This window comes from Lapidilactobacillus dextrinicus DSM 20335 (genome assembly GCF_001436095.1).
Taxonomy (GTDB): Bacteria; Bacillota; Bacilli; order Lactobacillales; family Lactobacillaceae; genus Lapidilactobacillus; species Lapidilactobacillus dextrinicus.
Window position 1 is genome coordinate 1 of the sequence record NZ_AYYK01000013.1, and the last position, 21,239, is coordinate 21,239.

At 37.9% G+C, this 21,239-nt stretch carries 17 protein-coding genes; 12 read left to right on the plus strand and 5 right to left on the minus strand.

Going from position 1 to position 21,239, the window contains the following annotated elements:
* Positions 1 to 159 precede the first annotated feature (159 nt).
* The 6 genes from FC84_RS06360 to FC84_RS06385 all read left to right on the plus strand — a co-directional run bounded on the left by FC84_RS06360 (position 160) and on the right by FC84_RS06385 (position 6,598).
* Complete coding sequence (locus tag FC84_RS06360) at positions 160 to 690, plus strand: flavodoxin domain-containing protein (protein WP_057756960.1); 531 nt, start codon at positions 160 to 162, stop codon at positions 688 to 690.
* Between the two features lie 151 nt (positions 691 to 841).
* A complete protein-coding gene (locus tag FC84_RS06365; RefSeq protein ID WP_057756962.1) occupies positions 842 to 2,290 on the plus strand; it encodes a glycoside hydrolase family 1 protein in 1,449 nt (482 codons plus the stop codon).
* Positions 2,291 to 2,561: 271 nt separating this feature from the next.
* Positions 2,562 to 3,602 carry a hypothetical protein gene (locus tag FC84_RS06370; protein WP_057756964.1) on the plus strand — a complete coding sequence of 347 codons (1,041 nt, stop codon included), beginning with the start codon at positions 2,562 to 2,564 and terminating at the stop codon, positions 3,600 to 3,602.
* Positions 3,603 to 3,764: 162 nt separating this feature from the next.
* A complete protein-coding gene (locus FC84_RS06375; RefSeq protein WP_057756967.1) occupies positions 3,765 to 4,880 on the plus strand; it encodes a VanZ family protein in 1,116 nt (371 codons plus the stop codon).
* 35 nt (positions 4,881 to 4,915) lie between these two features.
* Complete coding sequence (locus FC84_RS06380; RefSeq protein WP_192496383.1) at positions 4,916 to 5,515, plus strand: histidine phosphatase family protein; 600 nt, start codon at positions 4,916 to 4,918, stop codon at positions 5,513 to 5,515.
* A 111-nt stretch (positions 5,516 to 5,626) separates the two neighbouring features.
* The gene (locus FC84_RS06385) at positions 5,627 to 6,598 is read left to right on the plus strand and encodes a LacI family DNA-binding transcriptional regulator (protein WP_057756969.1); all 972 of its coding nucleotides are present in this window, start codon (positions 5,627 to 5,629) and stop codon (positions 6,596 to 6,598) included.
* Positions 6,599 to 6,666: 68 nt separating this feature from the next.
* Here FC84_RS06385 and scrK read toward each other — a convergent pair whose 3' ends face one another.
* On the minus strand, positions 6,667 to 7,539 hold the full coding sequence (scrK, locus tag FC84_RS06390) for a fructokinase ScrK (protein ID WP_057756971.1): 873 nt from the start codon (positions 7,537 to 7,539) through the stop codon (positions 6,667 to 6,669).
* Between the two features lie 36 nt (positions 7,540 to 7,575).
* Positions 7,576 to 8,859, minus strand: coding sequence for an MFS transporter (locus FC84_RS06395; RefSeq protein WP_083479567.1), 1,284 nt, complete (start codon positions 8,857 to 8,859; stop codon positions 7,576 to 7,578).
* Positions 8,860 to 9,062: 203 nt separating this feature from the next.
* Between FC84_RS06395 and FC84_RS06400 the strand changes: the two genes are divergently transcribed.
* Positions 9,063 to 10,466: a glycoside hydrolase family 32 protein gene (locus tag FC84_RS06400; protein WP_057756973.1), complete on the plus strand. Its 1,404-nt coding sequence runs from the start codon at positions 9,063 to 9,065 to the stop codon at positions 10,464 to 10,466.
* A gap of 39 nt (positions 10,467 to 10,505) precedes the next feature.
* Complete coding sequence (locus FC84_RS06405; protein WP_057756975.1) at positions 10,506 to 11,843, plus strand: NosD domain-containing protein; 1,338 nt, start codon at positions 10,506 to 10,508, stop codon at positions 11,841 to 11,843.
* 110 nt (positions 11,844 to 11,953) lie between these two features.
* Here FC84_RS06405 and FC84_RS06410 read toward each other — a convergent pair whose 3' ends face one another.
* Positions 11,954 to 13,234 carry an NAD(P)H-dependent oxidoreductase gene (locus FC84_RS06410; RefSeq protein ID WP_057756977.1) on the minus strand — a complete coding sequence of 427 codons (1,281 nt, stop codon included), beginning with the start codon at positions 13,232 to 13,234 and terminating at the stop codon, positions 11,954 to 11,956.
* A gap of 13 nt (positions 13,235 to 13,247) precedes the next feature.
* Positions 13,248 to 13,859, minus strand: coding sequence for an NADPH-dependent FMN reductase (locus FC84_RS06415; protein WP_057756979.1), 612 nt, complete (start codon positions 13,857 to 13,859; stop codon positions 13,248 to 13,250).
* Between the two features lie 364 nt (positions 13,860 to 14,223).
* Here FC84_RS06415 and yjeM point away from each other — a divergent pair, with 364 nt between their 5' ends.
* The 4 genes from yjeM (at position 14,224) to FC84_RS06435 (ending at position 19,932) form a co-directional block, all read left to right on the plus strand.
* Positions 14,224 to 15,696 carry a glutamate/gamma-aminobutyrate family transporter YjeM gene (gene yjeM, locus FC84_RS06420; RefSeq protein WP_057757037.1) on the plus strand — a complete coding sequence of 491 codons (1,473 nt, stop codon included), beginning with the start codon at positions 14,224 to 14,226 and terminating at the stop codon, positions 15,694 to 15,696.
* Positions 15,697 to 15,964: 268 nt separating this feature from the next.
* Positions 15,965 to 16,414 carry a MarR family winged helix-turn-helix transcriptional regulator gene (locus tag FC84_RS06425; RefSeq protein ID WP_057756982.1) on the plus strand — a complete coding sequence of 150 codons (450 nt, stop codon included), beginning with the start codon at positions 15,965 to 15,967 and terminating at the stop codon, positions 16,412 to 16,414.
* An 18-nt stretch (positions 16,415 to 16,432) separates the two neighbouring features.
* Positions 16,433 to 18,148 carry an ABC transporter ATP-binding protein gene (locus tag FC84_RS06430; RefSeq protein ID WP_057756984.1) on the plus strand — a complete coding sequence of 572 codons (1,716 nt, stop codon included), beginning with the start codon at positions 16,433 to 16,435 and terminating at the stop codon, positions 18,146 to 18,148.
* Positions 18,149 to 18,150: 2 nt separating this feature from the next.
* Positions 18,151 to 19,932: an ABC transporter ATP-binding protein gene (locus FC84_RS06435; protein WP_057756986.1), complete on the plus strand. Its 1,782-nt coding sequence runs from the start codon at positions 18,151 to 18,153 to the stop codon at positions 19,930 to 19,932.
* Between the two features lie 95 nt (positions 19,933 to 20,027).
* Here FC84_RS06435 and FC84_RS06440 read toward each other — a convergent pair whose 3' ends face one another.
* Positions 20,028 to 21,089 (minus strand): CdaR family transcriptional regulator, encoded by a 1,062-nt coding sequence (locus tag FC84_RS06440; RefSeq protein WP_057756988.1) that lies wholly within the window; start codon positions 21,087 to 21,089, stop codon positions 20,028 to 20,030.
* Between the last annotated feature and the right edge of the window lie 150 nt (positions 21,090 to 21,239).

The following is a 21,239-nucleotide window of genomic DNA, read 5'->3' on the forward strand; positions in this document are numbered from 1 at the left end:
TACTTTTTTCGAAAGTGCTTTTATATATCTGTATCAAATTATAACTTCAGTTCCAACAGTGGGGCTTTTTTAGAGCTATTCATATTGATTGACCCGGTTGGATTTAACCCGTTAAGCTTAATTTAATAAGTCCATTTTAAGATAACGGAGTTGTGAAAGATGAAAAATATAGCTGTCACTTATCAGAGTCATTATGGGACTACCAAACGATACGCTCAATGGATTGCAGAAGCGTTAAAAGCAGATCTTTTTGAGAGCCAACAACTCACAGAAGCGCAATTAGCTAATTATGACCTCATTATCCACGGTGGTGGCTTATACGCTAGCTCAATTTTGGGGACGAAAATGTTACGCCAATATCCCAATCAGCACTACTTGTTATTTACAGTTGGATTAGCCAATCCCGAAACGACAGATTACAGCAAAATTTTAGCGCAGAATTTACCTGCAACATCACGGCAACCAGTCAAAGTTTTTCATTTTAGAGGCGGTATTAATTATCAAAAGTTAGCTAAGCGTCACTTACTGTTGATGAAATTAATGAAAAAGATGTCAATTGATCACAAACAACCTGAAGAATTAACGGCAGAGGATCAGGCCTTTTTAGCGAGTTATGGTGGTCAAGTTGATTTTTGTGATCGCAAAAGTATTGCCCCGTTGCTTGAATTTGTGCAGCAAGATTATGCGTGATCTTTAACTAAACCTTGATAATTTTTACTAGCGCAGTTTCACGAAAGTAACTTAAAATGTTAGAATGTAATTGCTTACAAAAATAAATTACAAATTATAGACTAAGGGTAAAGTTGGTGTAAGCTAGCTATTTTGAAAGGACTGATTTAATTTGACTGACATTAAATTTCCAAAAGGTTTCTTATGGGGTGGTGCTACTGCGGCGAACCAATTAGAGGGTGGCTATCAAGAAGATGGCCGTGGTTTATCGATTGCTGATGCTTTGCCTGGTGGTCCAGAACGTTTCAAGATTGCCAGCTCACCTGATTTTAATTGGGAGATTGATTCGGACAAGTATACTTATCCCAACCATGTGGCGATTGATCATTACCATCATTACCAAGAAGATATTGCCTTATTTGCGGAAATGGGCTTTAAAGTTTATCGGTTCTCAATTGCTTGGAGTCGGATTTTTCCTAATGGCGATGAAACAAAGCCTAATGAAGCTGGCTTACGCTTTTACGATCATTTAATTGATGAATGTTTGAAATATAATATTGAACCGTTAATTACCATTTCTCATTATGAAATGCCCTTGAATTTAGCCAAAAATTACGGCGGTTGGAAAAATAAGCAATTAATTGTTTTCTTTGAACGATTTGCTAAGACGGTTATTGAACGTTATGGCAAACGCGTTAAATATTTCTTGACTTTTAATGAAATTAATTCAGCTGCTCATTTTCCAGTGATGAGCCAAGGTTTAGTGCCCAATAATGGGGCTAACGACCAGAAGAATGTTTTTCAAGCTTGGCATAATCAATTTGTTGCTAGCGCTAAGGCCGTTAAGATTGCTCATGAATTTAATCCTAATATTCAAATGGGTTGCATGATTCTTTACGCAACGAGTTATAGCTACAATGCTAATCCAGTCAATCAATTGGCTAATTTACAACATAATCAAGACTTTAACTTCTTCTGTGCTGATGTTCAAGTTCGCGGCAAGTATCCAAGTTACACGCACCGTTATTTGGCTGAAAATGGCCTCACTGAAGCTGACTTAGACCGAACACCAGAAGAGTTAGATTTATTGAAACAATATCATGTTGATTTTATTTCCTTTAGTTATTATATGTCCTCAGTCACTGAAACAACTGGCGAAAGTGATGAGACCGTTGCTGGTAACTTAATGGGTGGCGTTAAGAACCCCTATTTGCAAGCTTCTGATTGGGGTTGGCAGATTGACCCAACTGGCTTACAAATTGCCTTAAACGAATTATATGACCGTTATCAAGTGCCACTATTTATCGTTGAGAATGGTTTAGGCGCTAAAGACGTCGTCGAAGCTGACGGTTCCATTCAAGATGACTATCGGATTGATTACTTACGCTCACACATTGAGGCAATTGCTGGGGCAATTAACGATGGTGTTGACGTGATGGGGTATACACCTTGGGGTTGTATTGATTTAGTTAGTGCATCAACGGGCCAAATGTCGAAACGTTATGGCTTTATTTACGTTGATTTAGATGATGAAGGTCATGGTTCAATGGCACGTTCACGCAAGCAATCCTTCTATTGGTATCAAAAGGTGATTAAGAATAATGGTACAGATTTAGATTAATCGTAATAATGACAATAAGTTCGGACGTTGTGCAAATTGCGCAACGTCTTTTTATGAAGTTGTAAAGTATAGGGAGGATTTTTTGAATAACATGAGCATTAATCATATTTTCTGTGTAGACTTGAGCTTTTTGGTGTATTACTATTAATATGACAATAATAGTCAGTCAAGTATTTAGGAATATTGTCAACAGACTTAAATTTTAATTAATGTAGAAATTGATTAAGCCATAGGAGGACAGGATTGCGTATTTTATAGTGCAATCAGATTTATGAAAAAAAATTTAGATTTAATTATCGCGGCGGTTATTGTGGCTTTGGCCGCAGTTTTTGGTGTTGCCTATCGCGTTCATCAAAATAATGCGGTTGCTGCGCAAAATACTTATTTAACTCAGGTGAACCAGCAAATAAAGACAGTTAACAGGTCCGTTGAACAAATGAAGACTAAGAAAAGTGATGCTGACAAGTTAACCAAGTTAAAAAAACTTGAGCAAGATTATAAAAAATATCAGCAAAGTGAACATCATGATTCTCGACTAACAAATGCCTATCAAAAGGCAATTAAAAAAGGGCAAACAATTTTTGTAAAGCAAAATCAGCAACAATTAAAAGAAAATACTAGTCATGATTTAAGTAAAGAAACGCAGAAATCACTACAAAAAAAGATTGGGCATTTAAAGACTTTACGTAAAACAATTAAGACACAAGGTCAAGTTGTCTATGATCATGATCGATTACAGACCAACTTAGCGACAATTGACCAGCTGCTGAAAACTTATAAAAATAAATTAACAGCGCTAGACAAACAAGAAGATGCTGATAAAGAAGCAGAAGAAGCGGCTCAAGCAGCTACTGCTGAAGCAAATCGACAAGCAGAAATTGCCGCTGCTCAAGAACAGGCAACTGCAGCCGCTAATGCTCAAGCTAGTGAACTTGACACCACAAGCAGTGTTACTACTGATGATACTAGCAGCAGTAGTAACAGTAGTACAACTACTAGTAGCACTGATGACTATACCAGCTCTAGCTTGACGACGCCTAGTTACAGTCAAATAAGTAGCAGTCAGACTTATGGTCAATCAAATACTACTGGTAGTAGCGGTCAAAGCTATACTACTGGTGGGAATTATGGCTATAGTAGTGGTACCACAGGTGCAACTTCTTCAAGCACAAGTTCTCAATCTAGTTACAATTCAACTACTGATCAAACTAATACAAGCAGTACAACACCAGCAACACAAGATGACACCACTACGAGTACTTCAAGTAGTAGTACTTATCAACAAAATGGTACAGGTAATAGTAGCTACTAAACAAATTAAAAAAGTTTGAACAATCGAAATTGATTGCTCGAACTTTTTTAACGTTGTTGTGAGCTTATGAGGGTACTTTATTATTAACAAAGGTTGGTAGTTGTACTAAGTAATACAAGTGGCCTATAATTTTCTTAGTTAAAGTAACTGGGGGGATAATTAATGGGCGCTTATATTACACCGATCACAACGGCGATGGTTCTTTTTCCGTTTTTGGCAGCCTTAGCAGTCGTTCCTTATGCACTATATCAATATCGTAAGTATGGTTCGATTTCTAAGTTGAAATTGCTCGTGGTGTTTAGTTTTATTTTTTATTTATTATGTGCTTATTTTTTGATTATATTGCCGTTACCATCACGTTTAGCAGTGGCACAGCTAACGACACCACGTTATAATTTATTACCTTTTACTGCGGCGCGTCAGTTCTTTAATACGACTGTCTTGAATCTAATGCAACCAAGTACTTATTTAGCGGCGATTCGACAACCTGGTTTTATTCAGCCGTTCTTTAATTTAGTTTTGACGGTGCCCTTTGGTTTATTTCTACGTTATATTTGGGGTGTTTCCTTTAAAAAAGTTGTTTTAGCTAGTTTTTGTTTATCATTATTTTTCGAGTTAACGCAATTAAGTGGTTTGTACTTTATTTATCCACGGTCTTATCGCTTATTTGATGTTGACGATTTGATCTTAAATACCTCTGGTGGTCTTGTGGGCTATTTAATTGAGCCAATATTTGTTAAAATTTTTCCAACAATTACTGAATTAAATCAAGAAGCTAGTAGTGAACGAGCCATTGCCAGTTTTTGGCGTCGGTTTTTAGCACTAGTGATCGATTTATTTCTTTTTAATCTTTTATTTAGTGGTGTTAATTTATTAATTCAAGAAGTTTCGCAGCGTAATTATGGCTTTTATTTATTAGGTGTGTTGCTTTACTTTGTTTTAGTACCATATTTTAATCAGGGGGCGACCATTGGTAAAAAGATCGTCAAGATTAAGGTAGTTGGCTTAAACGACCCGACGCTTAAATTAGGTAACTTATTATTACGCCAAGTTTTACTCTATGGGGTTGTTTTAGGAAATTTGAATTATTTGTTGCCACAACTTTTGAAGTTGCTTACAACAGCCAATGGTCATCATGTTGCTTTTTACTTCACGTTAATTGCTTTTTCAGCGGGCTTTTTAGTTTTGTGCGGCTTAAACGTCGTCGTACTTCTGTTTAAGAAGAATAGTCGTATGTTTTATGAGCGTTTGACTAAAACCAAAGAAATTGGTTACTAGATATTATTGATCATCATGAGAATTGAGGGATAGTTTTGCCAGTAAAAACATTATATTTAATGCGTCATGGTCAAACGCGGTTCAATGAATTACACCGAATTCAAGGTGCTAGTGATTCGCCGCTAACCGCCTTAGGAATTGACCAGGCCAAACAGGCGCGTGCTTTTATTCAAGACGTGACTTTTGATCATGCCTATTGTTCCACGCAAGAGCGTGCCAGCGACACTTTAGAAATTGTCACCGAAAATCAAATATCCTACACGCGTTTAAAGGGCTTAAAAGAATATGACTTTGGCGTTTTTGAAGGTCAAAGTGAACAGCTCAATCCTAAAATTACCGGCGACAATGGTTATGGCGATTTCTTCGTGCAATTTGGTGGCGAATCTGCGGACCAAGTGGCCCAACGCATGGATCAAACGATCACCGAAATTATGATGCAACCTGATAATCAGCAAGTGTTAATCGTTTCTCATGGTGGGGCAATTTTTAGTTTTGCCCGCTTGCATTTTGACGCCGCTGGAATTCTCGGCCATGGCTTTAAAAATCTATCGACGTTAATTTTTACATTTGATACTGAAACACAAGCGTTCACGTATCAAAAAGTGTTGACGTTGGCCTCGTTAACGAATAAATAGTCAACATCAGACCAATAACAAGTCATTAAGCCGATGGTGCGGCTCACGGATAATTCTAGGTGTGGTATCATAGTGACTAGTGAAATAAAGGAAGATTTTTTGAGGTGATTTATGAAGCCTAAATTAGACGATGTGGCGCTAGAGGCTGGGGTGTCTAAAACAACCGTATCAAGAGTATTAAACAATCGCGGATACTTAAGTGAAAAAACCAAGCAGAAAGTTTATGCTGCTATGGAAAAATTAAATTATCATCCTAATGAAGTCGCTCGGCAATTGTTTGAAAACCGGACGCATTTAATTGGTTTAATTTTTCCAACGACTGCCAATCCGTTTTTTGGTGAACTGATTGCTAAGATTGAAGAGAATTTGTTTTTAGCAGGATATAAAGCTTTAATTTGCAATAGTATGAACAGTCCGCAAAAAGAGCGCGAATACTTACAAATGTTGATTTCTAATCAGGTTGATGGGATTATTGTTGGCGCTCATAATACTGGCATCAAAGAATATCAGACAGTCGGCTTACCAATTATTTCAATCGATCGTTTCCTAAGTGATCAAATTCCGATTATTAGCAGTGATAATTATGAGGGCGGCCGACTAGCAACGGAGTATTTATTTGCCCACGGTGCGCGGCAGATTATTCATACTAATGGCCCGATTGAAAAGAATGCACCAACGATGTTGCGAAAAAAAGCTTATGAAGATGTCATGCAAGAACATCAAATGATGTCCAAAACTTATACAATCGATCTGAATATGACTGATGTTGAAAAAAATCAGCACATTCAACAAATTTTTGCAGAAAATCCGGAAGTGGACGGCATCTTTGCCAGTAATGATCTTGATGCAATCAGCATTATGAATATGGCGAAAAAATTTAAGCGTCAAGTGCCACAAGAATTATTAGTCGTTGGCTATGATGGCACTCAGGTTATTCAAAATATTTACCCACAATTACCAACCGTGGTCCAACCAATCAATGAAATGGCACTAAAGAGTGTGGAAATGCTACTAAAGTTACTTAAAGACGAGCCTGTTACTGGAAACGTCACTTTACCAGTTAGGTTATCAACTAGCCATTAACCATATAAAAAGTCACTGAAATTTCAGTGACTTTTTATATGGTTAAATTTAATTTTTAACGTCAAATATTAGCTATGATAAGCCTTCAAAGCTAAGGCAAAATTACCTAATGTTGCGGAACCATTATTAGCCATTAAGGGCATCGTTAAATAATGTTCTAAGTCAGGAACATCAACATAATTGTTGAGTAAGCTGGCAAAATCGCGGCGAATTTTTGCTAAGAAGGTTTCGTTAACGACGCCACCCCCAAAAACAATTTTATTAGGGCGGAGTGTAAGGGTGGTTTGGATCGCAGCTTGAGCAACATAATAACTCATAATATCCCAGACGGGGTCATCTGCAGCGACATCTTGGCCCTTATGGCCAGTGCGTGCTTCAAAAGTAGGACCGGCAACTAGCCCTTCCAAACAGTCACCATGGTAAGGACAAATACCTTTGAAATCCAGATCATCAGGATGACGTTTTAAATAGACATGCCCCATTTCAGGATGGCCTTGTGTTTCTAAGAATTGGCCATTTACGACAATACCTGCGCCAACACCAGTGCCGATTGTGTAGTAAACTAGCGAGTTAAGATGTTCATTAGCCAAAGTAGCCATGGTGTACTCACCATACGCAGAACCGTTAACATCAGTTGTCCAGGTCATTGGACAATCAAATTCAGCTTTCATTCTTCCCAGAAAATCTACATCGTGCCAACCTTTTTTAGGAGTGTTGGTGATATAACCGTATTTTTTTGAGTTGGTGCGAATCTCGATAGGGCCAAAAGTGGCGATTCCTAAGCCATCTAAGTGAAATTGCTTAAAATAATCAATCGCCTTGCCCAGAGTTTCCTCAGGGGTAGTCGTGGGAAATTGAATCTGATCTTTAATACGGAAATCCTCATCACCAACGGCACAAACAAATTTAGTACCGCCTGCTTCAATACTGCCAAATAACATCAATAAAATCCTCCTAATTGTTTAAAATAAATAAAGTTAATTGAGATTAAGTGCTTCACCATGGACATCTTCGTCATCTTTTTTGAGTAGGAAGAAGGCGCAGATCGTGGCAATGAGGACAACTCCGGAAATAACGCGGAAAGTGGTGCTGTACCCAAAGGTATCACGGAATAGACCTAATGGTGTTGATAGAATGACTTGACCGATTTGTGCGGCAGCTTGAAAGCCAACCATGTATAGCGTTGCTGAAAGCCGTGTGTCAAAGTGTAACGTAAAATATCTGAAAATCGGTAACATGAACAGTGGCACTTCAATAGAATGCAACATTTTGATTAGTGAGACTGCTACTGGATTATGGACAAGACCACAACCGCCAATCCGAATCGCCATAACTAACATACCTAATATTAATGTTTTGCGGACACCAATTTTACGCATTAAAAGTGGAATAATTCCCATCATCACCGCTTCAAAGAAAACCTGAATTGAATTTAGCGTTCCGTACATATGTTGGCCTAAAGCTGGCGTGGTGAATAATTGGGTGTAAAATTCTGGAAACATCTGTTGATCAAAGACAGTATAAAAAGTCCAAGTAAACATTGTTAGAAAAATCATCACCCAAGGCTCAGGCAATTTAGCGACTGCTAACATATCTTTAACTGTTGGGATTGAACTTGTTTTTGGCATATCCATAGTTGAAGCTGAATCAGCAACGATTGATTGGTCATCCGATTTGGAAAAAATAAGATCAAGTAAGAATAATAACCCTAAAATTGAGCCACTCCAGAAATTTAATAATGGATTAATAACAAATAAGAAGCCAGCTACTAATGCTGCTAAAGCGTAACCCAACGAAGCCCAAGCACGTGCTTGACCATACTCAAAGTGGAATTTGCGGCTTGCTTTTTCAGCATAAGTTTCAGTTAAAGGTGCTGTTGCTAAAAATGCAGTTGGTAAATAAAGGGCGCCAATAATAATACCTAAAATAAAATGATTTTGCAGTAATGGGGCGTAGATCCAGGTAAAGAATGGACCAACTAGACTGGCTAAAACACCACAAAAAATTAATAATGAACGTTTAAGCCCCAGTTTGTCCTGAACGGCGCCGTAGACAAACATTAAGATTAAAGTAGTTGCAGAATTAGCTGCATAAATTGTGCCCACTGCACCACCGGAAAGACCTAAACCGCTTTTGGTAGAAGTTAGCCATAATTGGAAAAATGACCACCAGATTGCTTGACAAGCGAAGAAGAGAAAGATAGACGATGAGCTATGCAAATAGCCGGGATTATGAAAATCTTTAACGTATGACTTAATCACAATGAAACCTCCAAAATTTTATTTAAATAATTGCTAGCATTATTTGAAAACGATTTCTATTATAATCCGTTTTCATTTTATGTCAACCGGTTGACATCATAAAAAATATATAATATACTTCAATCGTCTCATAGGGAGCGCTTTCTTAAAGAGATTAATCTTAATGATTAAAATAGTTAACCTACACTAGGGAGGAATTAAAGATGACGAACTATTCTGTTGTAACTAACGATCGCTATCGTTTGAATTATCATGTGATGGCACCATCAGGTTGGATTAATGATCCCAATGGTTTTAGTTTTTTTAAAGGTTATTATCATATTTTTTATCAATATCATCCAGAATCTGCAGTATGGGGACCAATGCACTGGGGGCACGCTCGTAGTAAAGATTTAGTTCATTGGGAGAATTTACCAATTGCATTGTTCCCAGGAGATGAAGAAGATCAAGACGGCTGTTTCTCCGGTAGTGCGATTGTTAAAGATGATCGCTTGTACTTAATGTATACCGGCCATAACTTACATGATAAGAATAATCCTGATGATTATTGGCAAAATCAGAATATAGCTGTTAGTGATGATGGTATTCATTTCACTAAGTGTCAGGACAATCCTGTCATTGCTGAACCACCTACTGATAATGCTGCTGACTTTCGTGATCCTAAAGTTCGCTTTGAAAATGGCAAGTGGTTGGTGGTAATTGGTAGCAAGGATCAGCAAGGGTTAGGTCGCGTCTTACAATATCAGTCAACTGACTTAAAAAATTGGACTTATGTCGGCCCACTAGCGACTGCAGAATCTGCTGATACCCAAGGCTTCGTCTGGGAATGTCCTGACTTATTTAAGCTAGCCGGCCAAGATATTTTGATTATGTCACCTCAAGGTATTAAGCCTCAAGAATTAAAATATCGTAATTTATTCCAGACAATTTATTTATTAGGTACTGTTGATTCGGCTACGCAACAACTTAATTATCATGAATTCAGAGAGTTAGATCATGGTCATGATTTCTATGCGCCTCAAAGCATGTTAGCACCAGATGGTCGCAGAATATTATTTGGTTGGATGGATATGTGGGAAAGTGACATGCCTGAACAAGCCGATGGTTGGGCCGGAGCATTAACCTTTCCTAGAGAATTGCATTTAAACGGTGATAAATTATGTATGACACCAGTTCAAGAAATTGCGCAATTGCGGGAGCATTTACTTGTAGATGAAGCTGATTTACAAGCAAAATACTGTTTTGCGACTCCAACTAAGAGCGTCGAATACTTAGGTGAATTTGACACAACGGCTGCAGTTGAAGTTAAAGTTACTGATACCGATGATCAGGTTTTAGTTGGTCTTCGTTTTGATCCGGAAAAGCAAAAGCTTATCTTAGAAAAATATAATGATGACTTACCTCGAGAAGTTGCGGTAACTAAGATTGATGATATTCATTTATTATTGGACAAGAGTTCAGTTGAATTATTTGTTAATAATGGTGAAGTATGTTTTTCAGAACGAATTTATGATGAAAAAGATTTTTATATCGAGACGAGTTCTGATGCGGAACGCTTTTCAATTAAAGCCTATCAACTAGGTAAGGGCGTTTTTATTAACGAGTAGTACTTATGACAATTATTTAAACGATTAGGAGAGATAACTATGGACAATACAAACTATTATGACGTTACAAAATGGTCAATTGGTGATCCTTATCAAGATATTGGCGTAGTGATTAACAGCATCATTGATGATATTAAGAAACACCAAATGGATTCTGATGTTAATAATGGCGGTAAACCAGGCGCAGTTATTTATTTACCACCAGCTGATTATCATTTGAAGACCCAAGTTGTGATTGATATTAGCTTTTTAAAGATTATGGGCGCTGGTCATGGTTTTACGTCATCAAGTATTCGTTATAATGTTCCTGAAGATCAATGGCCTGACTTACATGAACTATGGCCAGGAGGCAGTCGCATTCTAGTGGATTTAAAAGCTGATGATCATGATGAATCAGCCGCTGCTGCCTTTTATGTAAAGCGCGAAGGGGATCCACGGATTAGTTCAGTTGAATTTGCTAACTTTTGCATAGATGGCGTTCATTTTGTAGATGATGGTACGGGTGAACCAAACCCAGAAAATACTTATGTTAACGGTAAAACTGGTATTTATGTAGGGAGTGCCCAAGATTCTTTTAGAATTACCGAGATGGGGTTTGTTTATTTGGAACATGGCCTGACAATTTATAATGCAGATGCTTTAACAATTCACAATAACTTTATTGCGGAATGTGGTAACTGTATTGAATTGCGCGGTTGGGGTCAAGCTTCTAAAGTGACAGACAATTTAATGGGTGCTGGTTTTAAGGGTTATTCGATTTATGCTGAGAACTTCGCACAATTGCTGGTAACGGCTAATAATATTTTTCCGCGCGGTGCTAGTTCAGTTCATTTTAATAAGGTTACGCGATCGCTACTGTCCAATAATATTTTACATGCCTTTTATCCAGGGATGGTTATTTTAGAAAATGGGTCTTCAGAAAATTTAATTGCCACTAATCATTTCTTGCGTGATCATGAGCCGTGGACACCGATGCAAATGCATGATAATGGTCTAGATGATTTATTTGGTTTGCTGACGATCTCTGGCAATAATAATTCAGTTATCGGTAATCATTTCTCTGAAATTATCGATCAAGAATATATTAAGCCAGTTGACGCACGACCAGTTATCATTCATCTTGTGGCAGGACGTGAGAACTATATTGCCAATAATAATGTTGTGGCTTCAGAAGCACATGCTCAAAGTGGCGACTCTGCTTTTGCAGCACAAGTGGATTCACTATTAACTGTTGAAGAAGCAGCGCCACTTCAGGTTATTACGGTGTTAATTGAAGACCAGGCACAAAAAAATACAGTACTAGATTCAGGAAGTGAACAACAAGTTCATTTGGATAAAACAATGAATGCTTTCAGAGCAACACCGACAATTAATTAGTGCTGTGTATGAGATTAATTAGTTAAAAAATTAAGACGTTTAAACAAATAAATTTAACCCCTAGCAGCGGCTGTTAAGCCAATGTTAGGGGTTAAATTATTATCTCTTAATTAATCTTTTTCAGAAGCGCCAGAAATGGCATCTGGTTGTTGGCGACTGACTTTTTCAGAAGCGCCGGAAGTCGCATCTGGTTTTTCAGTATCGTCTTTTTTTGAAGCACTAGAAACGGCGTCGGGTTTTTCAACGGTATCTTTCTTTGAAGCACCAGAAACAGCGTCAACTTTACCACCAACTAATTGTTTACCTGTCTTCTTCAAGTACCAGTCAATAATTGGTTGGAAGTCGAGGATATATTCATTAATACCACTATAATTACCATCAGTATCATGTAAGGCTTGGTAATTGTGGACCACATATTTACCAGGACCATGAGGAACGGGCATATGGAAGGAATCTAATTTTCCAGCACGCAACATACTGATCACTTGTTTAACATGTTCATGAGTACGTGCAGGGTGACAATTACCAATTGGATTACCGACTTGTTCAGGCTTACGATGGGCAAACATATTCTTAGAATCTTCAGTATGATTAAAGTATAAGAATTGATTGTTACCATCGACAAAAGTGATTTCAAACGGCATTGATTTTAACAATTCATCGATTTGGTCAACGGTTAAAATACCATGATCTAATTGAACATAAGTATCGCCCTTAACTGGATGAACTTTAGCAGCGGCTTCTTCAACCCAATGATCAGATGACATATCAACATCAGGAATCGTGGTGGCAACAGAGCCCCTAGCTTGTAAATCTTCATCAGGTAATTGATCTTTAGTTTCATCAAGCTTAGAAACTACACTGATGAACTTCATGAATTTTTGTAGTGTTGCTTGTAAGAAAGTCCGTGTCTTATCATCTTTAAGATTGCCAAATTCGTCAAAGGCTTCTTTAACGTTGCCTAATAAGAATTCATTGCCGGGCATGGCAATGGCGTTAACACCAGGTGATTCCAAAATTTGACGTAAATGTAATTGTGCCCGCGAAGTTCCTTGGTCGTAAAATGAACAGCCAACAATCAAAACGGGTTTATTAGCCAGGGGATGAATTTTAAAAGATAACCATTCAATTAAACTCTTTAAACCAGGCGTAATTGTATGGTTATGTTCGGCAGTAGCGATAATGACCCCGTCGGCCCGTAAAACTTTACGATTTAAATTTTGAATGGCAACACTTTCAGTTTGATCATTGCTTTCATCAAATAAAGGCAAGTCCTTAACTTCAATGAGTTCCAAATCAAATTTGGTGGCAAATTCTTTTTCAATGTATTGTAGTAATTGGCGGTTATACGATTCTTCGGCAGCAGAGCCGACGATTCCTAATAATTTCATTATGGTTGCTCCTTTATTTTATTTTGTCCCAGTCAAAATCAGCAGCCGCTTTTTTATTAGCAGCGTGGGCATTTTTTAATTGCTTAGCAATATCAACGAATAATAAGAAGTCTGCAAAAATACCTTCCAGCTTCTCAATGGTTGTTGCATCTTTTAGCTGACCATCTTCAGTGAAAGCATTCAATGAGTTACCTAATAAAAATTCTGAGCTAGGCATAATCATGGCGTGTAATTCTGGGGCGTCCAGAACTTGACGCAATTGTGCTTGAGCACGTGATGAACCTAGAGCACCATAAGAAGCCCCAGTCACCATCACAGGTTTGTCAACGAAAGGATAAATATTGTAAGAAAGCCAGTCTAAAGCATTAAGTAAAGCGGCAGGTGCAGAGTGATCATATTCTGCAGTACTGATGATTACGCCATCAGCAGCTTCAATTTTAGCAGCCATTTCTGTAATGATCTCAGGCAATTTATCTGTAGTAGGCTTATTAAACATTGGTAAATTTTGAATTTCCATCAATTCAATGGTGGCATCTTTTTGAAAATGCTTTTGCATGAATTGTAGCAATTGGCGGTTAGTTGAATTGGCAGCATTAGTGCCGACTATTCCGATTAATTTTTTCATAACAGGGCCCTTTCCATTGTATTAACTTTATTCTAGCAGTCTCAATGGGGAAATCAAAGAGGTGTTTGTGTAATTTTTGTTAAACAATTTTGTTGATTTAAGCTTAAGCTTTTAAGTACTGCTGTTTAAAATAATTGGTTAATTCGCAAAGCTTGAGGAATTCTTAATCTAAACTATGATTTTAGGTTTAAACATAATATAATTATAACTAAGTCCAAATTTATTCTGGTATTTAAATGCTGAGTAAGTTGGGAATTGATCATTATTAAGAAGTTAACATGGTGCTGCGTGTTAATGTCATTTTTAATGTTAATTAATAATAAAGATTGAGGCGGTTTATTTGTCTGATAGTTCAAAGGGTGGCATGACGCTAATTGCGTTAACCATGATGATTTTTACAACCATTTTTGGTTTTGCAAATGGTCCAGTTGCCTTTTATTTAATGGGATATGGTTCAATTGTCTTCTACGTATTGGCGGCAATTACCTTCTTTATTCCTTATGCTTTAATGATGGCTGAGTATGGTTCAGCTATTCACGGTGGTAATAGTGGGATGTACAAGTGGTTGGAAGTGAGTGTCGGGCCACGGTTTGCTTTTATTGGGACCTTCATGTGGTTTGCTTCATATGTTATTTGGATGGTTTCAACATCATCTAAGGTTTGGATTCCGTTCACAACTGCTTTTGCTGGTCATGATTTGACGCAAAGTTTGGGATTGGGTGGTTTATCGTCAACCCAAGTTGTCGGTTTATTAGCTTGTTTATGGATTATTATGGTTACTTTTGTTTCCATGCGTGGGGTCAAAAGTATTGTCCGAATCACCAGTTTGGGTGGTTTGGCCGTTACCAGTTTGAACGTGGTTTTAATTTTGATTTCTGCGATTATCTTATTCTTTAACCACGGTCAATTGGCCCAACCTTTAACTCATATTATGCACTCACCTAATCCAACTTATCAGTCGCCAGTTGGGATGTTGAGTTTTGCCGTCTTTGCAATTTTTGCCTATGGTGGTATTGAAGCCGTTGGTAGTATGGTTGATAAGACAAAAAATGCTGAAAAGAATTTCCCACGGGGAATTATTCTATCAGCTTTAATCATGTCCGTGGTTTACGCTTTGGCAATCTTCCTTTGGGGCGTTAGTACGAATTGGAAAGCTGTTTTGGGAACTGATTCAACTAACTTAGGGAATATTACTTATGTCATGATGAATAACTTGGGTTATGAATTTGGTAAAGCCATTGGTGTACAAACTGCTACTGCGGTAACAATTGGTAACTGGTTTGCCCGTTACACTGGGATCGGCATGTTCTTAGCTTACAGTGGTGGTTTCTTTACATTAGTTTATTCACCATTAAAGACGTTAGTATTAGGTACTTCTAAGAAGTTATGGCCTAAGAATTTCACGAAATTAAATAAAAACGGAATGCCAAGTATGGCTATGTGGGTGCAATGTTTCATTGTTGTTGCCATTGTGTTGATTGCGTCATTTGCCATGCCTGATTCATCGTCATTTTATAATGTGTTAACGTTAATGGCGAATGTTTCAATGACTTTGCCTAACTTATTCTTGATTTATGCATTTCCTAAATTCAAAGCCAAAAAAGATTTGGAACGGCCTTTTGAAGTATACAAGAGTCAAGCTTGGACCAACATCATTAGTGTCGTTGTCTTCATGATTGTCTTGTTGGCCAATGTCTTCACGATTATTCAGCCCGTGATTGACGGTCAAGGTTTCCATGATACGATTTGGATGATTGCCGGACCGCTTGGCTTTGGTTTATTGGCAGCTATTCTTTATCAAAGTTATGTTAACCGTACCAAAAAAGAAAAGAATTAAGTAAACGAATAAATTAGTTTGAATAGCATTGTTGCAACCTAAGATTGCAGCAGTGCTATTTTTTATGCTTAAAAGATGGTTACGTAGTTCCAGAAAATCACCGGTGGAACGTGTTGAGTATTGTGTGAGCACGACGAAGCAGTCAAACTAAGTTCACAATTTTTATTTTACAAACGGGCGAACTTGCTTCGAAAATGTTACTTTGCTATGCTGTAATAGTCCGATAACAGACTAAACAAGCGGCGCTAATTGTGGGGTGATGTTGATAATGAGTGACAGTGATTCGGTATTACAAGATTTGCATATGTTTTTTAATCAATGGCATGAATATGGTGATATTTATGCTGAATATGCCAAAAAAGTTGGTATTTCCAGTTCAACTTTGGATGTCTTGCTGGTTTTAAATGAAGACCCAGCCGAATGTACGCAAAAAATATTAGTTAATGAGACGTTTTTGCCTAAGCAGACGATTAATTCAATCGTAACGAGTTTATTGCATCAGGGTTTAGTTGCTCTAACCGAGTCGCAGACTGACCGACGCTCTAAGAATATTAGCTTAACTAAATCTGGGAAAGTATATGCTAATAAAATTGTTCAACCAATTTTAGCAGCAGAACACCAGACGATGGCAGACTTGCCAGCAGCTAAAAGACAAAAAATGTTGGCGACGTTAACACACTATTTACAGACGTTTAAGCAAAATATACGTCAAATTTAAACGATTTAAGGGGGAGCTATGACTTCACTAGTAACTTATTTAAAAAAATATAAAGGCGATGCCTTGATTGCAACAATTTCAGTGATAATTATTGCTTTTGCGACTTTATGGCAACCACGTATTCTTCAAGAAATGATCACAGCCATTTTGCAAAAAGATCAGACAACCGTTTTACATTTAGGAATTCAATTAATTGCCTTGGCAATTCTAGGTATTATTGCTGGGATTATTAATACCATTTATGCGGCTAAAACAGCTCAAGAAATTTCAGCTGATATGCGTGAAAAAGGGTATCGGAAGATCCAAACTTTTTCGTTTGGTAATATTGAGAAGTTCTCCGCTTCTAACTTAGTCATTCGATTAACGAACGACATTAATCAAGTGCAGTTAGTGATTATGAGTGTCCTACAACAGTTAACGCGAATTCCGATTTTATTTGTTGGGGCTTTTGTCTTAGCGATTGTCACAATGCCTCGCTTCTGGTGGATTATTGTGCTGATGTTAGTATTGATTGTTGTTGTTAGCGTGTTTGCTTTTACACGTATGGGGAAATATTTCGAGAAAGTTCAGACTCAATTAGAAAACAACAACACATTAGCACGCGAGAATTTAATGGGGATGCGTGTTGTTAAATCTTTCGTTCAAGAGAAAAATCAAATTGCTAAATTCTCAAAATCTTCAGATGAAATGACGGATACGACGATTAAAATTGGTAATTTATTCTCGATTCTAATGCCAGCGTTTTTCTTAGTCGGTGATTTAGCTGTTGCTGGCTCGATTATGTTAGTTGGTACGATGATCACAAAAGATCCAAGCATGATTGCTGCAGTCCAGGCATTCATTAGTTATTTGATGCAAATTCTCTTTTCAGTTGTGATGGGCGGCTTCATGATGACAGGCGCATCACGCGCATTTGTTTCGTTACGACGACTGCAGGAAATTTACGATACTAAGCCTGATTTAACGTTCCCTGATGTGCCGGAAACGTCATTAAGTGGGGACGTGCAATTTGAAAACGTGACGTTTGCCTATCCCGGTGATGACGAACCTGTTTTACAAGATATTAGCTTCAAGGTTAAGGCCGGCGAAATGATCGGTATTGTTGGCGCAACTGGTTCTGGTAAAACAACATTAGCTCAATTAATTCCGCGCCTTTACGATCCTAATTCTGGTGTGGTCAAGGTCGGGGGACGAAATATCAAAGACGTTAATGAAAAGTCGCTGCGCAATGCCGTTTCTTTTATTTTGCAGCGTTCCACGTTATTTTCGGGGACAATTTCGCATAATTTGAAACAAGGTAAGCAGGATGCAACGTTGAACGACATGAAATGGGCGGCTAACGTGGCACAAGCAGCTGAGTTTATCGAAAAGTTAGATGAGCAATATGATGCTAAAGTTGAAGAACGTTCAGCGAATTTCTCTGGGGGACAGAAGCAACGCCTGTCAATTACCCGGGGTGTGATTAAAAAGCCTGACATCTTGATCATGGATGATTCGACTAGCGCCTTAGATGCACGGTCAGAGAAGTTAGTTCAACAAGCTTTGGAAAATCAACTTGCTGGAACGACCACAATTATTATTGCTGAAAAAATTTCTTCAATCATAAAAGCTGACCGGATTTTAGTTTTAGACAAGGGACATTTAGTTGGTGAAGGGACGCATCAAGAATTAGTGAAGAACAATCAAATTTATCAAGAAATCTATCAAACACAAAAGGCTTTAGAGGAGGTGTAAGCATGGAAAATTTAAAAGGTGCTGGTCAATTTTTCGCTCATTATTTAAGTAAATATTGGCGTAAATTGACGCTGGTATTTGGGCTAACGATTTTAAGCACTTACTTCCAAGTTAAAGCCCCAGTATTCATGGGAGAGGCTTTTGAAGATTTAGCACGTTATTTGCAGGAATTCATGAATCCGGCGACACGGGCCGCTGCTTCAAAGGCTAACTTTAATGCTGCTATTTTGAATTTGGTGATTTTTTACATTTTGATTTCAATTTCAATGTTAATCAGCTCATTGATTATTTCGCAAGTGGCGGGACGCTCAACGGGGACGATGCGAATTGGGTTATTTCGTAAGATGCAACGCATGCGGATTAGTTATTTCGATACGCATTCTGATGGCGATATTTTGGCTCGTTATACATCTGATTTGGATAATATCTTTAACGCAATGAATCAAGCGTTGTACGAAGTGATTAATGCGATTGTCTTATTTATTGGGATGTTAATTATGATGTTTCGCCAAAATTCAACGTTGGCCTGGATTACAATCGCAACGACACCGTTAGCCGTGATTATCGCTGCAGTGGTGATTGTTAAGGCAGAAAAGTATGTTAATCAACAACAAGATGATGTCGGTAAACTTAACGGTTATATTAACGAACAGATCACCGGACAAAAGGTCATTATCACCAATGGTTTACAGCAAGATTCAATTAAGGGATTTTTGAAGCATAATCAGCAAGTGAAACAAACGACTTTTAAAGGTCAAACTTGGTCTGGCATTTTGTATCCATTGATGCAAGGCATGTCATTACTAAACACAGCAATTGTCATCTTTTTTGGTTCTTGGTATGTCTTAAATAGCCAGATGAGTCAAGCTGTTGGTTTAGGCTTAGTCGTGATTTTTGTCCAGTATGCGCAACAATATTATCAACCGATTATCTCGTTAACATCGTTATACAGCATGATTCAATTAGCGATTACTGGTGCACGGCGAATTAATGAAGTACGGGAGCAACCCGATGAAGTGGCCCCAGTTGCTGGGGTAAAAATCGATGGGATTAACGATAAAATTAATATTAAAGATGTTCACTTTGGTTATGTTCCGTATAAAGAAATTTTGCATGGCATCAATATTGAAGTCGATAAAGGGCAAATGGTCGCCTTAGTGGGTCCAACTGGTTCGGGAAAGACCACTGTGATGAACTTGTTGAATCGTTTTTACGATGTTGATTCGGGTGCGATTACTTTTGATGGTCGGGATATTAGGGAGCTAGATTTAAATAACTTGCGTGAAAATGTTGGCATTGTTTTGCAAGATCCACAACTATTCAGTGGTACGATTGCTGATAATATTAAGTTTGGTAAGCCTGACGCGACAGATACTCAACTTTATGATGCAGCACAGCAAGCCAATATTCACGAGTTTATTATGAGTTTGCCAGATAAGTATGAGACTAAAATTGATGATGATCACTCAATTTTCTCAGCAGGGCAAAAGCAATTAATCTCGATTGCCCGAACGATTATTACCAATCCACGCTTGCTGATCCTTGATGAGGCAACTTCTAATGTTGACACTGTAACCGAAGCTCAAATTCAAACGGCGATGGATAATGTGATTGCTGGTCGGACTAGCTTCGTGATTGCCCATCGGTTGAAGACCATCTTAAATGCTGATAAGATTGTGGTTCTTAAAGATGGTCAAGTGATTGAAGAAGGTAATCACCAAGAGTTATTAGCTGAAAAAGGCTTCTATTCAGAGCTTTACCATAATCAAATGGTCTTTGAATAGAGTTTGTACAGCAAGACAGGCTTCAATCGTAATTTGAATATAAAGATTCACAACATTAAAAACTATTAAGCCTATAAAAAGAGCTCAGAATCAGGTTAATTTGATTCTGAGCTCTTTTGCATTTTCTGATCAGCACGATGATATAGCCAGACCACGTACCACTGGAATAAATTATGATAGTCATGAAAGTCATAGCCGGTAATTTCTTTAGCTTGATTGATACGATAAGTGAGGGTATTGCGGTGAATATGAAGTAACTGCGCAGTATCAGCAATATGGCCATTAAGTTGAAAATACGCTAATAAAGTGTGATTTAATTCGCCATCATTGAGCTGATCTAATTGATTAAAGGCAGTTGTCATTTCAGGAAGTGCCAAACGTCGTTGTAATAATTCATCGGTAAATTGAACTTGCTGGTAGTATTTTAATTCTGAGTTTGAAAGTAGCTTTTGCAAATATAAAGTTTGTCGTGCTTCTGTTGAACTACGCTGTAAATTCGTTGTTAAGCTGCCAATACCAATTTGGCAATCATTCTCTTGGGCAAATTTAATCAGGCGATTTAGACCGTGTTTAGTTTGAACAATGATTAATTGAGAAGGTGGTCTAAAGGGAAGTTGAAATTCATTAACATCGAGCTGATAGTTATTGGCAGCCTTCCCAGAAAGACAGATGACCCGTCTGGGAATTTCTAAGTCGATCTGATTGGTTCGTGCTTCTAGTTTTAAGAATGAATCAGTCGTCGGCTCAGCAGTTTGGAGCCAACTACTCAGGAAACGAACCAGTTGAGTATGTCGTGTTTCTTCACGTTTACTTTGTTGATCTTGTTTAAGCAGTAAAGTTGTCGCAGTGACCAATAATCGTGCAAACGGTGAAACCTCAGCAGGGGAGCCAGTGATACCGATTACACCAATAATTTCGTTATCAAATCTAATTGGCATATTAACACCCCAATTACCAGCCTCGCCATAATCATCGGCCAGTACAATCGTTTTATCTTGCTCGATTGCAGAAACCGCGCCAATATGCCGACTACCGATGCGATTTGGATCACCGCTGGCAATAATGACACCATGTTCGTTCATCATATTGATGTTGTAAGGAATCTGTTTCATCATTCGATCGACAATAGACTGACTTAAACTAACGGATAATTTCATCGTTCATTCTCCAATCACATACTCAACAAATTGTGCATATGCACAAAGAAAACTTTAGCATAATTAGGGCAATATTTCTACTTTAGCTGCGAGTATGTCTATTTGTGCACTAATAAACTGTGGTCACTTGCCTAGCCTCAAAGTCTGATA

Coding starts and splice junctions, on each gene's coding strand:
- FC84_RS06360 (WP_057756960.1), top strand. CDS start 160: ATGAAAAATATAGCTGTCACTTATCAGAGTCATTATGGGACTACCAAA.
- FC84_RS06370 (WP_057756964.1), top strand. CDS start 2,562: ATGAAAAAAAATTTAGATTTAATTATCGCGGCGGTTATTGTGGCTTTG.
- FC84_RS06375 (WP_057756967.1), top strand. CDS start 3,765: ATGGGCGCTTATATTACACCGATCACAACGGCGATGGTTCTTTTTCCG.
- FC84_RS06385 (WP_057756969.1), top strand. CDS start 5,627: ATGAAGCCTAAATTAGACGATGTGGCGCTAGAGGCTGGGGTGTCTAAA.
- scrK (WP_057756971.1), bottom strand. CDS start 7,539: ATGTTATTTGGCAGTATTGAAGCAGGCGGTACTAAATTTGTTTGTGCC.
- FC84_RS06400 (WP_057756973.1), top strand. CDS start 9,063: ATGACGAACTATTCTGTTGTAACTAACGATCGCTATCGTTTGAATTAT.
- FC84_RS06405 (WP_057756975.1), top strand. CDS start 10,506: ATGGACAATACAAACTATTATGACGTTACAAAATGGTCAATTGGTGAT.
- FC84_RS06410 (WP_057756977.1), bottom strand. CDS start 13,234: ATGAAATTATTAGGAATCGTCGGCTCTGCTGCCGAAGAATCGTATAAC.
- FC84_RS06415 (WP_057756979.1), bottom strand. CDS start 13,859: ATGAAAAAATTAATCGGAATAGTCGGCACTAATGCTGCCAATTCAACT.
- yjeM (WP_057757037.1), top strand. CDS start 14,224: ATGACGCTAATTGCGTTAACCATGATGATTTTTACAACCATTTTTGGT.
- FC84_RS06425 (WP_057756982.1), top strand. CDS start 15,965: ATGAGTGACAGTGATTCGGTATTACAAGATTTGCATATGTTTTTTAAT.
- FC84_RS06430 (WP_057756984.1), top strand. CDS start 16,433: ATGACTTCACTAGTAACTTATTTAAAAAAATATAAAGGCGATGCCTTG.
- FC84_RS06435 (WP_057756986.1), top strand. CDS start 18,151: ATGGAAAATTTAAAAGGTGCTGGTCAATTTTTCGCTCATTATTTAAGT.
- FC84_RS06440 (WP_057756988.1), bottom strand. CDS start 21,089: ATGAAATTATCCGTTAGTTTAAGTCAGTCTATTGTCGATCGAATGATG.